The following is a 15,596-nucleotide window of genomic DNA, read 5'->3' as shown; positions in this document are numbered from 1 at the left end:
GGATCTTCAATATAGAGGTAAACAGGATGGGATAGGGCTTGTACTCATGCATTAAAAGCACCGGGTGATACGACAATGGATATTGGAATCTGTGCCGATGCTATAATGTATGGTTGTCGCATTCTTGAAAAGAAGTTTTTAAATAATGTAAAAAATCCTATATAAATATGGAATGACAAACAACATAATAAACAAGAAGACAGAAATAAATAGAAAACTTCCGATAAGTAGTATGGACCATTCATCTTTTTTAGAAAGTTGAAATAGATAATTAGCAACCCAAAATAATAGTAAGAAAATTAAAGAACCTATAATAACCGGGTTGAAGGGTGATATTGAATCTGCCGAAGGATTCGCCAAAAAGGCAATAGTGGTAATCCCTATTATAACTAAGAAAAAGACATTCGTAGCATGCACCGCTATTAAATAAGTACTTTTCATAGAATCACTCCCAATTTTTATTAAGTTATAACCAATATACGTTTTAGACAACCTTTGTATCTACATCAATAAAAAAGGGACAAATGCTTTACTTTTTAATCAACAGTGAATCCTTTTCACTAATAATAACATGTTACCAAACTAGCCTTTTATAATCATGTATCGTCCATCAACCTATCATTGCTTATCAGTAGATTGATATGAGTGATAGAAGCATTTTTTTGTAGCTATGAGAATCCAATTAGAATCCACTAATTTGGGTTCTTTTTTATGAAAATAGATTCAACTACTTTCAAGTGATTCATGCAATATTAGAATAAACTGTATTAAAAGATCATTTATTTGTTAAACTCTATCCAGTTACCTTATTTTTTATTAAAATGGTATGATGAATAAGGATTAAAGAATGTTCTTAAGGAAGATTATTGATGATTGATTGCCAATAGAATGTAGAATTTTTAGTCAAATAAGAGTGTTGAATGATGTTTTTAGTATTCACAAAAAGACAATCTCATGTTCATATGACAATAAGAAGTTCTAACGTTTGTAAACATTCACTCTCTCTACACTTAAAAAATCGTATAGAAACATATACTATGATGTAGATGATTTGAAAGGAGCTTATCCGAAAAAATGGGTATGCCATTAATACTAGCTGAGAAGCCTGATCAAGGTTCTGCTCTAGCTTCTATTTTTAAAAAGAAAAAGCATCAAGGATATATAGAGATACAGCCACATCCGATTTTTCCGAATGGGGCTATTGTAACGTGGGCTATTGGCCATTTATGTCAGCTTGTTTCACCTGAGAAATATCATTCCGAATGGAAAAAATGGAGTTTAGATTCGCTTCCAATGATCCCAGATACATTTCAATTCGAGGTTACAAAAGACAAATGGAAACAGTTTAAAGTTATAAAGGAACTTCTTTCAAATCCTAAAATAACGGAGGTCATACACGCTGGTGACGCAGGTCGAGAAGGTGAATTGATTATTCGCACGATCTTGCACCAATGTCGATGCAAGCTTCCAATGAAACGCTTATGGATCTCTTCATTAACCCCAAAGGCAATTGAAGACGGTTTTTTATCATTATTAGATGAAGAAAAAACGAGAAATCTCTACTATGAAGCATATACAAGAGCCTGTGCAGATTGGGTAGTTGGCATGAATGCTTCAAGATTATATAGCATTTACTTAAAACAGCATGGTTTACAAGATGTGTTTTCTGTTGGTCGCGTTCAAACACCGACACTTGCACTTATCGTAAAGCGTGAAAAGGAAATACAGAAGTTCGTGTCTGAGCCATTTTGGGAAGTCATTGCAACCTTTAAAATGGATGGGAAGAAGTATGTGGGGACTTGGCTGAAAGATGGAGAGACGAAGTTAAATAATCAAGAGATGGCTGAAAAAATAGCTCAATTTGTTAAAGGTAAGCCAGCGCGAGTGGAGGATCTTAAAGTAGAAAAAAAAGAGTACAAGCCTCCGATGCTCTATAACTTATCGAGCTTGCAAGCTGATGCCAATCGAAGGTTTAAATATTCGCCTAAGAAAACGTTGGATATTTTGCAAAAGCTCTATCAAAAAGGGTATATTTCTTATCCGCGTTCAGATTCCCGCTATATCTCTGATGAAGAGGCAAAGCAATTGCCAATGATTTTTGATAAATTAAAAACGAAATCAGAATATGAATCTTTGTTTCCACTTCCGAATCCTAAGCTTATAGGAAATAAGCGTTATGTAAATGCTGAAAAAGTTACGGACCACTATGCGATTATTCCAACAGAGGTCGTTCCAGCCCTTGAAAAGCTATCGTCTGAAGAAAAGAACATGTATGATTTCATCGTTAGAAGTGTAATTGCTGCACATTATGATCCAGCTATTGTGGAATACACGACAATTACTACACTTGTAGATGAACGAGCAGTATTTCAATCAAAAGGAAAAGTGGAGGTAATGGAAGGGTATCGCAAGGTGCTGCCTGTTCAAGAAAAGGATAAGGAGCAAATCCTCCCTAAATTGAATGTTGGAGTAGATGGCATAGTTCAGTCTGTCAAAGTCAAAGAAGGTAAGACGCAGCCGCCTAAACGGTACACAGAAGGTCAGCTTATTACATTGATGAAAACAGCAGGGAAACATATTGATGATAAAGAGCTAGTGCAGGTCTTAATGAAAACAGAGGGACTAGGAACAGAAGCGACAAGGGCAGGGATTATTACAATGTTAAAGGATCGCAGCTATATTGATATAAAGAAAAACATTGTTTACCCTACAGCTAAAGGGAATATATTGATCGATGCAATTGGAACTGAGATTTTAGCTTCACCTGAGATGACAGCAAAATGGGAGCAACGGTTAAAGGAAATCTCTGCAGGTAGTGCGTCTCCTAAACAATTTATGGAACATACGAAGGCGATGGTCACTCATTTAATCAACGTGACACGAGAACAAAATGGTCAGTGGATATTTTCTGAAAACGATCGAGACAGCTTTGTTCCGAGGGAATATAAAGGTAAACGGACAAGAAGCACGGTTGTAGGGAAATGTAAGATTTGTGACGGCAATGTTTTAGACAAAGGAAGTTTCTATGGCTGTTCAAATTATAAAGACAAGAAGTGTTCGTTTACGATTTCGAAGCGAATTCTCGGAAAATCAGTCACACAAAAGCTAATTAAGCAATTGCTACAAACGGGCGAAACAGAGATCATAGAAGGATTCAAAGGAAAAGAAAAGGTGTTTGCTTCAAAATTAGCATGGGATGCAAAGGAAAATAAGGTAAAGTTCGTGTTTTAATTAGTCATTGTCTTGTTCAAATATAGTAAGTATAGTAAAATTTTAAAAGACAATTGTAGAAACCACCCAATTTTCTCTTGTACATACCAAGAACCAAAAGGTGGTCGTAAATGATAGGGTGTTCACACCACGTTAGTAGGAGGTACAGAAATGCCAACTCCGAGCATGGAGGATTATATAGAACAAATATACATTTTGATAGAAGATAAAGGGTACGCTCGTGTTTCTGATATCGCGGAAGCGCTTTCTGTTCATCCATCATCTGTAACAAAAATGGTGCAAAAACTAGATAAAGATGAATATCTTGTATATGAAAAATATCGTGGGCTTATTTTAACAGCTAAAGGAAAAAAGATTGGGAAGCGTCTCGTATTTCGCCATGATTTGCTTGAAGAGTTTATGCGCAAGATTGGTGTAAAGGAAGAACATATATATGAAGATGTTGAAGGAATCGAACATCATCTATCTTGGGATGCGATTGACCGTATCGGTGATTTAGTCCAATTTTTTGATGAAGATAAATCGAGAATTGACGCATTGCGTGAAACGCAAAAGCGAAACGAAGAAGGCAACGATTAAAGAGGTAATTAATTTGCAGGTATCTTAAAGTGATACCTGTTTTTCTTTTTTGTACAGGATTATGGATACGAATTGTCGAATGGAAACGGTATGTGAAGGAGGAGTTTGATGACGAGCTTTAATTGGATCGAAGAATCAGAGCGTCAATGGAATGGGCGCTCTGTCTTTTGGAATGAGAAAAGCAAAGGCATGTGGGATAAAGGTAGTAGAAAGGATATTATCCCATTGATTAAAGAAGTTCTTCCATATGGAAGTTCGGTTTGTGATCTTGGATGTGGTGACGGTTACGGAGCGTTTTTATTAGCCGAAATGGGATATGAAGTTACGGGTGTTGATGTGTCGGATGAGATGATTTCTCTTGCAAAAGAACATACCATAGGACTCCCTCTTTCCTTTTTTAAAGGTGACATAGCGAATCTCCCATTTATAAATGAACAGTTTCATTCGGTAATGGCAATTAACTCTCTTGAATGGACAGAGAATCCACTCGAAGTGATTCAAGAGATGTATAGAGTAACGAAGAAAGATGGTTATGCAGTAGTTGCCATCCTCGGACCAACAGCAGGTCCAAGAACAGCTGGGTTTCCTCGCCTATATGGGAAAGAAATTATTTGTAATACGATGATGCCTTGGGAGTTCGCCCAGCTTGCTTCAGAAAATGGTTGGGAGAAGGTTAGAGAACACTATGTATTTAAGAAGGATGCAGAAGCTCTTACCAAAGGGGCTTTATCAAAAGAATTACAACAAGCATTAACTTTCTTAACAGTCTTTGTCTTAAAGAAGAAGGAGGTTCATTCTAAATGAATCGATATTCTATTCGGGAGTTTGTTAATAAAACGAAGCAGGAAGATCAAGGTGCGGGTATCTTTGAGTTAGAAACCGATCGAATTCTAGAAATTAATGTAAGAGATTATGTGTGGGCGAAGGTTGGTGCAATGATTTCGTATCGAGGAAATCTTAAGTTTGAACGAGAAGGCATCCTTGAACATGGAATAGGGAAGATGTTTAAACGAACTTTAACAGGTGAAGGTACACCGTTAATGAAGGCAAGAGGCAATGGCAAGCTTTATGTAGCGGATCATGGAAAGAAGATTTCAATAATTGAACTACAAGGAGACACCCTCTATGTAAATGGAAATGACCTATTGGCTTTTGAGCCGTCCATTCAATGGGATATACGTTTGATGCGAAAAGTAGCTGGAATGATGGCAGGTGGGATTTTCAATGTAGAATTAACAGGCGATGGCCTTGTAGCGATAACCTCTCATTACGAACCGCTAACCTTGCTCGTCAAAGAGGGTGAACCGGTTTATACTGATCCAAATGCAACTGTCGCGTGGTCAGGAGACTTGTCGATTGATTTTGTCACTGATGTATCGTTAAAAACCTTCTTCGGTCGAGCAAGCGGAGAATCCATTCAAATGAAATTCTCAGGTGAAGGATTTGTTGTTGTTCAATCAGTAGAGGAAGTCTATGCGGGTGAGTAGATAATGGGGAGCCATTTTTTCTTTGAAGGGCTCAGTCTAGTTGACACACATATAATTTCGTTATTTTTCCCTCATGAACAAAGTGTTCTATTCGGGTCTTCAAAAAGGCTTAACTCCTAGTCTGACAAGTTTCTTTATGACTTTAGGTTTTTTGAATTGATCATTTTTCTACAAGCTAACCCCTTCTGTTGTAGAAGGGGTTTTTCCTATTACTCCCACTCATATGGCGTTTGCTGATACACATAATAATTAAGCCAATTTGAGAATAATAAGTGGGCATGTGAACGCCAGCGATTTCTTGGGGTTTTCTGAAGATCGTTTTCAGGATAGTAATCTACAGGTATGTCAATGTCTAGCCCCTTCTCTTTGTCGCGCAAATATTCTTCAGCTAATGTAGTCGCTTCATATTCAAGGTGGCCGGTAATCATAATTTGATTTCCATTATTCGCACTTATAATAAATGCGCCAGCTTCTTCTGACTTAGATAGTAACTTTAGCTCATGATGTTGTTTAATCTCTTCTGTAAATATATCAGTATGTCTTGAGTGCGGGGCGAAGAATGTGTCATCGAACCCTCTTAACAAGTCCTCAGACCAATCTAGCACATCATGCTTGAAAATCCCGAAGCATTTCTTTGTCAATTCATACTTACCAATATGAAAGTGATGGTATAACGCTGCTTGAGCACCCCAACAAATATGGAGGGTAGACGTTACATTTTTCTTCGTCCAATCCATCATTTCGACGAGCTCTGGCCAATAGTCAACTGACTCAAACGGCAATAATTCTACAGGCGCCCCTGTAATAATCATCCCATCAAACTTTTTATCTTTAATATCTGCAAAAGTAGAGTAAAACTGTTGTAAATGTTTTGGACTCGTATTTTTTGATTCGTGGCTTGCCATTTTTAAAAAAGTAATATTTGTTTGGATAGGAGTATTTCCTAACAAACGTAAAAGATGCGTTTCTGTTTTTTCCTTTTGAGGCATCAAGTTTAAAATCACTATATTTAAAGGTCGGATGTCTTGGGACTGGGCACGATCTTCATCCATCACAAATATATTTTCAGCTTGTAAAATATCCTTTGCAGGTAGACCTTTCGGAATTTTTATTGGCAAATCACCATCTCCTTGTTCGAATATTCGTTAAATTTATTATAGGTACGTTTCTCATTTGCCGCAATGGTCGATTCATAACTTTTCACAATAATTCAGTGTAAACGATGGTACAATAATGATGGAGTGTAACTATGGTATAGGGGGAAAGAATGATGAAGCTTGAACCAACGAAAGTGAAAACAGATATAGAAATTGCCCAAGAAGCAAAGCTATTGCCTATTCGAGAAATAGCCGAAAAAATTGGCTTAGCTGATGATGATTTAGAATTGTATGGGAAATACAAAGCGAAACTTTCAACAGAAAGTTTACATAAATTAAAAACGAAACAAGCTGGTAAAATCGTATTGGTTACTGCTATCAATCCGACTCCTGCGGGAGAAGGTAAATCTACAGTAACGGTTGGATTAGGAGATGCGTTTAATCGCATTGGAAAAAACGCAATGATCGCTCTACGTGAACCATCATTAGGTCCAACGATGGGAATCAAAGGTGGTGCTACTGGTGGAGGATATTCACAAGTATTGCCGATGGAGGATATTAACCTTCATTTTACTGGTGATATTCATGCAATCACATCAGCAAACAATGCCTTAGCAGCATTAATTGACAATCATATTCAACAAGGCAATGAGCTACAAATTGATCAACGTCGTATTGTCTGGAAGCGAGCGCTCGATCTGAATGATCGTGCCTTAAGAAAAGTAGTCATTGGGTTAGGAGGCCCAGCACAAGGAGTGCCACGAGAGGATGGTTTTGATATTACTGTGGCATCAGAGGTAATGGCTGTGCTGTGCTTAGCAACAGACATTCAAAATTTAAAAATCCGCCTCGGTCAAATGGTCGTTGCTTACAATCTTCAGAAACAGCCGGTTACCGTAGCAGATTTAGGAGTTGAAGGTGCGTTAACTCTATTATTAAAGGATGCGATAAAGCCAAACCTTGTGCAAACGATGGCACATACGCCAGCGATTATTCATGGTGGTCCGTTTGCGAACATTGCCCACGGTTGCAATAGTGTCATTGCAACAACGGCAGCATCTAAATTAGCGGATTATGTAATCACAGAAGCAGGCTTTGGTGCAGACCTTGGTGCTGAGAAGTTCCTTAATATAAAAATGAGAAGTGCTGGATTAAAACCTGAGGCAGTTGTTATTGTCGCAACCATTCGTGCATTGAAGATGCATGGTGGTGTAGCCAAATCCAATTTAAAGGAAGAAAACGTACATGCGCTAGAAGATGGATTTGCCAATCTACGCAAACATGCTGAAACGATTCATAGCTTCGGTTTGCCGTTTATCGTTGCGATCAATCGATTCATTACTGATACAGATCTTGAAGTTAGTACGTTGAAGAAACTTTGTGCAGATGCAGGGTTCCCTGTATCTATAACAGAAGTTTGGGAAAAAGGTGGAGAAGGCGGAGTCGATCTGGCAAATCAATTAATTGAGCTAATCGATCAAAACGATGGATCATTTACCCCGCTGTACGAGCTATCGGACAGCTTGGAGCAAAAGATTACAACAATCGCACAAATGGTTTACGGAGCAACACATGTTGACTTTTCACAGAAAGCGAAAAAGCAGTTGGTCGAATATGAGCAGTTTGGGTGGGATCATTTGCCGATTTGTATGGCAAAGACGCAATATTCATTATCGGACGACCCAACAAAGCTCGGTAGACCAGATCAATTTTCAATCACTATTCGCGAATTGAAACCTTCTGTCGGTGCGGGCTTTATCGTTGCCTTAACAGGAGATGTCATGACAATGCCCGGATTACCAAAGAAGCCAGCTGCTTTAAACATGGACTTGGATGAAAATGGGCAAGCGTTAGGATTGTTTTAAATGGCCTTTGATCCAACAGCATTTGATAATATAAAAGTTGTGTTAGAAGGTGCCCTCTATGATTATGATTTAAATGGGGAATTAGTCGTCGTTGACCGTAATGATTGGATGAATTTAGCGAAGCTTTCCCGGAAATTTGAAATGGAATTCGTTCTGCCAAACAAAAAGGATTTCAAGGCAAAAATCATTCTAGAATCAGAGTTGCAGCATTTTATAGCTGAATTAAGCCATCCGCAAAATGAACAATTAATGCGTGCGAAAATACAGCTTGTATTTACCGTGCCAAAGCAAATTGAAAAAATTACTGAAGTGAACAGGCTGCTCCTAGATCTTTGGGGAGAGAATCGTGAATATATTTTTACAGAAAGCAAATCACAAGGTTTAAGCGTAACAACTATTGAAGTCTTGTTCCATAGAACCCTTACTGAAGACCAAATGGATGATTTGATTGAAATCATTCCATATGCTTTGACAACACTTGAAAAACTATAGTTGTTTAGACACCGAGTATACATATACTTGGTGTTTTTCTACTTTAAACGTAGAAAACATGTTAATATCACCTATAGAAAAATATGTTAAAATATACATATAATAGTTTGGTGAGGTGAGTCGAATTATAGAAGATAAAAAGTGTTTTTTATTGGCAGTACTCCTGTTTATAGTTGTTGTCACCTTGAATTTTAGCTTTCCTCATAAACATCCATATGGGGAAGAATTACTCTCCTTTTTAAATATACCGCTTCGAACAAGCAATGGAGTCCATGTTCTTGGATTCATCTTGTTAGTGATTTTAGTCGGATGTTTATACTTTTTAACAAAGTCATTAAAAAAGTATCATGTTAGAGCGGTCGTCCTTACATTACTTGTAAGTGTCTTTTTACCAGTTGCTTTAGTGAGTGCGTTTCAACAGACTGTGGCTAAAGGAATTAATGCAGTAGTTTATGAACGAGACTTGAGTGAATGTGAGTTTGAAACTCTTAATGAAAACATAATCAATGCAAAGTGTGAATTTTTGTTTATTAATCATAGCAACGATCCTGTTGATTTTTCAATTCAATTTTACGAAGAAGAGTCTTTCTTTGATGAACCGAGAATGCTCTCCTTACTCAATGAAAATGGTCCATACAACATAACAATCCATGGAAAAGAGAGAAAGCGAGTATCAATCGATACTGATATCAATGTGACGAATATAAAAAGGCATATAATCGGTGGAAGTGCGAAAGGGATCAGCTTGATCCTTTCTTCAGGAAATAAGGTTAGGAATTTGTAGCGGTATAGATAAGCAAAACTTAAAAGTATTTTTGTAATCAACGAGGGATTTTGAGGAGAAACTAAATTGAAGCAAAAAGTTTCGATTATGATCATTTTATTATTCGTTTTTTTGCCCGGTTGTCAAGGAAGCTTATCTCCTCAAAAAGAATATGAAGAGGTAGTTAAGGTCGCAAATACTCTTTTAGGATATGGTCACAATGAGTTTCAACAAGAAAGTGAGGCTTACTCAATTTCAGCAACTGTATCTAAAGGAGAGAATAACAAAGGGATAGAATTAATTGTTTTTGAAGTCATGGTTGAAGAAGTAAAAGAAGCGTTAACGGACTTTTCTCTTGTATACGTAGTAAACAAAGAATATGATTTTGACGAAACTTTCCCCCATCTACTTAAACTAGACCTTGATCCAGAGGATAAAGGTGTAATCGTTGTACATACAATTCCTTTCCATTCAGAAGGTCGTTTGCTTGATGAAGAAATTGAAACATTAAAGAGCATCCTTGATTCTATTAAAGTTAAAACTAGCTGGTTTGATGCGGATGGTGTGAAGCAAGAGGAGTTTATACTGCTTAAACAGGATTCAATCTTTTTGCATCCAGAAATTAAAGAGTTACTTAATCAATAAACTGAAGACGGATTCAAAGGATCGAGGGAGCCTTCTCGGTCCTTTTTGTTATCTGATTCTGGTAAGTAAGCGTAAATTATCCTTAAAAATTGAATTTAGTGTAAATTCTTAATTTTATTTACAACTTTGGTGAAAAAGCATAGGATTAAGGGGAGGAGTAGAAGCTCTATCATTGAAAGGAGGAAGCGATATGATGAAAATGACAATTGAAAAAGGTTTAAAACGGAGTAGACATGAAGAAACGTAGTAATGGATCATAAGGAGGAACGACATGAGTTCAGAAATAATCATAAAAGAATATATGGACGTATACGCAGCGGGTGTAGCAAAGATGTGGAATTTAAGCCGTGATAGCTGGGGTGGAGATTCGACCGTCATGACCGCAGAGGCAGTAAAAAAGAAGGAAGCGAATTCTGGAAATCTAGCATTATACTTAGCTTTTTATGGTGAAGAGGTTGTCGGCTATTGTGGGTTATCTGTATACAAAGAAGATAAGGGTGCTCTTTACATTCCGCTTCTTAATGTTCGCCCAGATTTTCACGGGAAAAAGATAGGGAAACTCTTGGTGATGAAAGCGATTGCTAAGACAGTTGAACTTGGTTGGGACAGACTTGATCTATTTACATGGCCAGGCAATACTAAGGCCGTTCCGTTGTATAAGAAATGTGGCTTCTTTTGGGAAGACAGAGATGACACGACCCATTTAATGAACTTCATCCCTGCTGTTCTTAGGACAGATTTGTTAAAGCCATATTTTCAAAAGCTGGATTGGTATAAAGAAAGTGTAGGGGCTATTGAAGTAAAGCCAGATGGTATGAAGAAAAATGGCTTCACAGTTTACACGTATGAATGGAGAAGCGGTGATCGAATGGTCACTGTTGATATTGAACGTACGAGTAGGGGTATGAGCCGTATTGAAACGGATGAGTTTATCATTGAGTTACAATTGCCTACCCATGAAGTGATTGAAGGGGAGCAACAGCAGTTTCTTTTACAGATTGTGAATAAAACGCAACACCCTTTAAAAATTGAAGCAGTATCAAAGGGAAATGAACGAGTTGAATCACGGTTTACTGTCGAAGAGGATGTGATTAAAGAAGCAGTGTTCACTGGTGATGTGCTTATTTTAAAAGGTGAGGAGCCTTCACCTTGGAATACACATCCAACTTTGCAAATGGATGTAAAGATTAATGGTGCATCTGCAACGCTTTCCCTTGGAGTTAATCCAAAGCCGCCATTAAAAATGAATGCCTATTTGCAACCAATGACAGGCTTTATTGGTGAAAACGGAATCATCGAATTAGAGCTCGTAAACCAGTTGCAAGATGATGGTGACTTTACATTGGTTTTTCCGCAAAATGAAAAGATCGAAGTAGCAGAGCCGAACATATCATTTACACTTTCTAGCCGCAAACGATTGCTTTTACAACTTCCGTTTAAAACAAAAAAATTCGGTTCATATGAACCGAGGGTTAATGTGATAATCAAAACAAAATCAAGAGGCACAGTTACTTTTTATGATGAAAGCATTGGACTTTTCATCAAGGGGTTTGGAGCGAGGTTTTTTGGTGAGTCCAAGGAAGAGTGGGCAATCGCGAATGGGCAGTATGATTTACGCTTAAATAAGCGTAATCACACTGTAGGAATGTATCGAAAAAATAAACCTGTTGACCTAAATGCATTTATGCCCCAATTAGGAAGACCGTTTTCAAATGAATTTTCAAAAGATAAGCCAGCTGAACTTCATTCATATGAGAAGAATGGTGCAATCGTTTTAGAGGCAACGTTTTGCTCAAAGGATTTTCCAGGAGCAACACTAAAAATGGTGCATGCGCTTTACGCTGAAGGACTAATGAAAAGGTGGTTCTCTATTCATAATGAATCAGACGGAGACCTTTCGGGAATCAAGTTATTAGACACTATGTATTTTGAAAAGCAGCATGCTTTTATTCCAATTGGAGCAGAGATCATTGAATATTCAAATGAAAAAGAGTTGGATTTTGGCCAATTACCTGGAGAAAATCAGCTTGGCAACTGGATGTTTGCTCTAAACAGTGGAAGACCATTAGGAGTATGTTGGGGAAAAGAAACAGCAGCGATTCCAGATGGTTGGAAATTTAACCTTGAGTATGATGCTGGTACACTATCTCCTGGAGAACTTATAGAATTTGAACCGATGGTTGTCTCCGTTGATGCGTTTCAATCTTGGCAAGAACTGCAAGCTTATGCTGAGAAGGAACAGAAAGCAAAAATCGCAACAGAGGAAACAAGTCTTTCATTATCCGAAGGCAGAGTAATTACTAGATTGAAAGACAAGATTGACGCTGTGTTAAATAAAAATCGTACGGAATATTTGAATGGAGAGATTTCGTTCGAGTTAAATGGTCGTATACTGAAGCAGTACGATCTGAAGGAAACAGATGAACAAACAGCACAATCACATTCTTTTCAAATAGAAGAAGCAAACCCATTAACGATCATAGCAGCGAAAATTGATAATGGCAAAGAAACAACAACAATTGAAAAGCTATTGGTTGTATCGAATGGGAGCATTGAGAAAAAGGTTGAGCAGTTAGATGGTTTTGAAACGCTACAACTAAACAATGGAATGATTGAAATCAACGTTGCTCCACAATTTTTCCCTGGTATCTTTTCAATGAAAACAAAGGATCAGGAATGGCTTGCTTCTAGTTTTCCGAAGAAGGTTGCTAAGGGGTGGTGGAATCCTTGGGTTGGCGGGATGACGACACAATTGACGAAGCTTAGTATGTTTTCATACTTAAAAGCTAGCACTACTGCTTCGTTTGTTGAGCTTACAGACACTAAAGACAATCTGTGGTCTGCAATAGCGGTCGAAACACAACTTGTTGAACATGAGGTATGGGGAGAATTACGTTTCACACAATATTTTGCCTTGCTTCCTGGTGTTCCTGTACTTGCTCATTTTGTGAAAGTGAATGTCGTCGATGGAAAATCATTTATTGGCGAAAGATTTAATACGATTGCATTCCTTAATGACAATAGATTAAGCGATTTATTGATTGAAGCAGGAGACGATATGCTTTATAAAGCAGGAGATACTGAGCAATCTCTCTATTTACAGGATGAGCATGTCATTGCTACAAAAGGACAAAATGAACGATTATTTATTTCTACTGAAGCGAACAAAGAAGTATATATGAATAAAGACGTTTTCGAGATGATTTTATCTCAAGAAGCCTCGCTTTTTAGTAAGCCAACCTTTATGATATTGAATAAAGAAGCATTAAATCAAAAAATATTGAAGCAATTTCAACAAATTCAATTTAACTAAAGGAAGAACGTACGATGAAAATTATTGATGCACATATTCATTATTCTGATATTCAATCCTTTCATAGTACAGCGAATGAACTTTCATTCGTTGATTACAGCAAGAGAGGGTATGAAAAAGAATACAATGATGCAAATGTAGTATTAAGCATTGCAATGGGTGTAACCGAAGCAAAACAAGGCGGGTTTCCAGACGATGAAGCCACAACACCGATGGGCATAGATTTATCTGAGGATGTTCCGAAAAATATTGTTTATTGCTTAGGAATCAACCCATATAATCTTGATGAGTCCGCACTTGCTAGAATAGAGGAAGAGGCGCAAAGACCAGAAGTTGTAGGATTGAAAATTTACTTAGGTTATTATCCATTTTATGCTTATGATGAAGTCTATGAACCTGTTTACAATCTTGCAAAAAAATATAGCCTCCCAGTCGTTTTTCATACAGGAGATACGTATTCTGAACGTGGATTACTAAAATATTCACATCCACTAACGATCGACGAGGTTGCAGTAAAGCATCGAGAGATTACGTTCATGATGGCCCATTTTGGTGACCCATGGACGTTGACGGGTGCTGAAATCATCTATAAGAATTCAAATGTATATGCGGACCTTTCTGGGATTATCGTTGGAACTGAAAAGGAGCTAAAGCGACATAGCGAAACAAATTTTCTAGATCATCTTCGACATGCGTTAACATTTGCAGATTCATATGATAAGTTACTATTTGGAACAGACTGGCCGCTTGTGCCAGTTGGTCCATATATCGAATTTATTAAAGGACTTATTCCAGAGGAGCATCATGAAAAAGTCTTTTATGAGACAGCCTTGAAGGTTTTTCCGAAAATAAAGCCGTTTCTAAATGAATTTTAGAGTCGCAGCCACTTGATGGCTGCTACACTATTCAATAATTGTGTGAACGTTTTCAAACAAACGAATAGGATGGGAGAAATGAAGAATGGGGAAGATTGCTTGGATTACCGATAGTACAGCTGTTTATGATGAGGAGTTAAAACGAAATCCGCATGTTTATTCTGTACCAATTACGATTTTACTTGATGAAGGCGAATTTGTTGATGGGGTTGATTTAGAGCCACAAAGGCTATACGAGCTGTTAAAGGTTCAAAAAAGTGTACCCAAAACCTCTCAACCATCGATTGGCGTTTTTCATGAACTATACAAAAAGCTAGAAAAAGAATATGACGCAATCGTCGGCTTATTTGTGTCCCGTAAATTGAGTGGGACAGTTTCATCAAGTGAACAAGCATCACAGGATGTGGATATACCCGTATTCAATATTGATTCAAAAGTGTTAACATATCCACTAACATGGCTAGTAAAACAAGGGATTGAAATGGAGAAAGCTGGTTTAGGTGTTGAAGACATTGCATCGAAGTTAGAACAACTAACAAATGACAATGAAACGTATGTATTAATTGGTAGCCTTGAACAATTGCATCGAGGTGGGAGAATGTCTGGACTCTCGTTTTTCCTTGGAAGTATGCTTAGCATCACCCCTATCGTGATGATCGATGAAGGGGAATTAAAAGTGAAAGAAAAAGTTCGTAGTGAGAAACGTGCAAGAGAGAAGATGGTTAGTTTATTAGAAAACGCTATTTCAACACATGGCGTGAAAGAAGTATTTATACTCTACGGCTTACACGAACCAGTTGCGACTGAATGGAAAAATGAACTAGCCACAAAATTTCCAGAGGTTCATTTTGCTACATACCCTTTAGGTGCAGCAATTGGCCTACATGCTGGTGAGCATACGCTTGGAATTAGCTGGTTTCATTCTAAATAACTGAAAACTCCTGCGAAGGAGTTTTTTATTTATTTCCAAATAATGAAAATATATAATCACCGTATCTAAAGAATGGTGAGGTGAGTACATGATGAAAAATCATTGGTTTTTCATAAGTATAATAGGCCTGATTCTCTTCGCGGGGTTTCAAATTCAAGTGGGCAGTAAAGAAAAACAAGCCAAAGAGCTAATCGAATAATATTATGAATCTCTTATCTATGGTCATACAAAATCTGCATTTCAAACCCTACATACATTTGAAAGAGAAGGTTTCGATTCTTTAGTGTACGATCAAGCTTTCAAGCTATTTAATGATAA

The 15,596-nt window shown here is 37.5% G+C and carries 12 protein-coding genes; 11 read left to right on the top strand and 1 reads right to left on the bottom strand.

What is annotated here, in order from left to right:
- Nucleotides 1–1,080: 1,080 nt before the first annotated feature.
- The 4 genes from AC6F34_RS03250 to AC6F34_RS03235 all read left to right on the top strand — a co-directional run bounded on the left by AC6F34_RS03250 (nucleotide 1,081) and on the right by AC6F34_RS03235 (nucleotide 5,297).
- Nucleotides 1,081–3,231, top strand: a complete 2,151-nt coding sequence (locus AC6F34_RS03250) for a DNA topoisomerase III (RefSeq protein ID WP_500770110.1) — start codon at nucleotides 1,081–1,083, stop codon at nucleotides 3,229–3,231.
- A gap of 150 nt (nucleotides 3,232–3,381) precedes the next feature.
- Complete coding sequence (gene mntR / locus AC6F34_RS03245) at nucleotides 3,382–3,810, top strand: transcriptional regulator MntR (protein WP_500768911.1); 429 nt, start codon at nucleotides 3,382–3,384, stop codon at nucleotides 3,808–3,810.
- A gap of 108 nt (nucleotides 3,811–3,918) precedes the next feature.
- Nucleotides 3,919–4,614, top strand: a complete 696-nt coding sequence (locus AC6F34_RS03240) for a class I SAM-dependent methyltransferase (protein WP_500768909.1) — start codon at nucleotides 3,919–3,921, stop codon at nucleotides 4,612–4,614.
- Nucleotides 4,611–5,297 carry an AIM24 family protein gene (locus AC6F34_RS03235; RefSeq protein ID WP_500768907.1) on the top strand — a complete coding sequence of 229 codons (687 nt, stop codon included), beginning with the start codon at nucleotides 4,611–4,613 and terminating at the stop codon, nucleotides 5,295–5,297. The genes AC6F34_RS03240 and AC6F34_RS03235 overlap by 4 nt, the downstream gene beginning before the upstream one ends.
- 209 nt (nucleotides 5,298–5,506) lie before the next feature.
- Here the strand turns inward: AC6F34_RS03235 and metA are convergent, their stop codons facing one another.
- Nucleotides 5,507–6,415 (bottom strand): homoserine O-acetyltransferase MetA, encoded by a 909-nt coding sequence (gene metA, locus AC6F34_RS03230; protein WP_500768906.1) that lies wholly within the window; start codon nucleotides 6,413–6,415, stop codon nucleotides 5,507–5,509.
- 152 nt (nucleotides 6,416–6,567) lie between these two features.
- Between metA and AC6F34_RS03225 the strand changes: the two genes are divergently transcribed.
- The 7 genes from AC6F34_RS03225 to AC6F34_RS03195 all read left to right on the top strand — a co-directional run bounded on the left by AC6F34_RS03225 (nucleotide 6,568) and on the right by AC6F34_RS03195 (nucleotide 15,278).
- On the top strand, nucleotides 6,568–8,259 hold the full coding sequence (locus tag AC6F34_RS03225; protein ID WP_500768904.1) for a formate--tetrahydrofolate ligase: 1,692 nt from the start codon (nucleotides 6,568–6,570) through the stop codon (nucleotides 8,257–8,259).
- Nucleotides 8,260–8,751 carry a hypothetical protein gene (locus AC6F34_RS03220; RefSeq protein ID WP_500768902.1) on the top strand — a complete coding sequence of 164 codons (492 nt, stop codon included), beginning with the start codon at nucleotides 8,260–8,262 and terminating at the stop codon, nucleotides 8,749–8,751.
- A gap of 151 nt (nucleotides 8,752–8,902) precedes the next feature.
- Nucleotides 8,903–9,535 (top strand): hypothetical protein, encoded by a 633-nt coding sequence (locus AC6F34_RS03215; protein WP_500768900.1) that lies wholly within the window; start codon nucleotides 8,903–8,905, stop codon nucleotides 9,533–9,535.
- A 66-nt stretch (nucleotides 9,536–9,601) separates the two neighbouring features.
- The gene (locus tag AC6F34_RS03210; protein WP_500768898.1) at nucleotides 9,602–10,159 is read left to right on the top strand and encodes a hypothetical protein; all 558 of its coding nucleotides are present in this window, start codon (nucleotides 9,602–9,604) and stop codon (nucleotides 10,157–10,159) included.
- A 271-nt stretch (nucleotides 10,160–10,430) separates the two neighbouring features.
- Nucleotides 10,431–13,472, top strand: a complete 3,042-nt coding sequence (locus tag AC6F34_RS03205) for a GNAT family N-acetyltransferase (RefSeq protein WP_500768896.1) — start codon at nucleotides 10,431–10,433, stop codon at nucleotides 13,470–13,472.
- A gap of 14 nt (nucleotides 13,473–13,486) precedes the next feature.
- Nucleotides 13,487–14,347 (top strand): amidohydrolase family protein, encoded by an 861-nt coding sequence (locus AC6F34_RS03200; protein WP_500768894.1) that lies wholly within the window; start codon nucleotides 13,487–13,489, stop codon nucleotides 14,345–14,347.
- Nucleotides 14,348–14,432: 85 nt separating this feature from the next.
- The gene (locus AC6F34_RS03195) at nucleotides 14,433–15,278 is read left to right on the top strand and encodes a DegV family protein (RefSeq protein WP_500768892.1); all 846 of its coding nucleotides are present in this window, start codon (nucleotides 14,433–14,435) and stop codon (nucleotides 15,276–15,278) included.
- Nucleotides 15,279–15,596 lie beyond the last annotated feature (318 nt).

Source organism: Niallia sp. CD-39, assembly GCF_059874745.1.
The sequence above is the reverse complement of the archived record's forward strand: the minus strand, read 5'-3'. Positions and strand labels throughout refer to the sequence as shown.

Coding starts and splice junctions, on each gene's coding strand:
- mntR (WP_500768911.1), top strand. CDS start 3,382: ATGCCAACTCCGAGCATGGAGGATTATATAGAACAAATATACATTTTG.
- AC6F34_RS03200 (WP_500768894.1), top strand. CDS start 13,487: ATGAAAATTATTGATGCACATATTCATTATTCTGATATTCAATCCTTT.
- AC6F34_RS03235 (WP_500768907.1), top strand. CDS start 4,611: ATGAATCGATATTCTATTCGGGAGTTTGTTAATAAAACGAAGCAGGAA.
- AC6F34_RS03240 (WP_500768909.1), top strand. CDS start 3,919: ATGACGAGCTTTAATTGGATCGAAGAATCAGAGCGTCAATGGAATGGG.
- AC6F34_RS03220 (WP_500768902.1), top strand. CDS start 8,260: ATGGCCTTTGATCCAACAGCATTTGATAATATAAAAGTTGTGTTAGAA.
- AC6F34_RS03250 (WP_500770110.1), top strand. CDS start 1,081: ATGCCATTAATACTAGCTGAGAAGCCTGATCAAGGTTCTGCTCTAGCT.
- AC6F34_RS03225 (WP_500768904.1), top strand. CDS start 6,568: ATGAAGCTTGAACCAACGAAAGTGAAAACAGATATAGAAATTGCCCAA.
- AC6F34_RS03195 (WP_500768892.1), top strand. CDS start 14,433: ATGGGGAAGATTGCTTGGATTACCGATAGTACAGCTGTTTATGATGAG.
- AC6F34_RS03205 (WP_500768896.1), top strand. CDS start 10,431: ATGAGTTCAGAAATAATCATAAAAGAATATATGGACGTATACGCAGCG.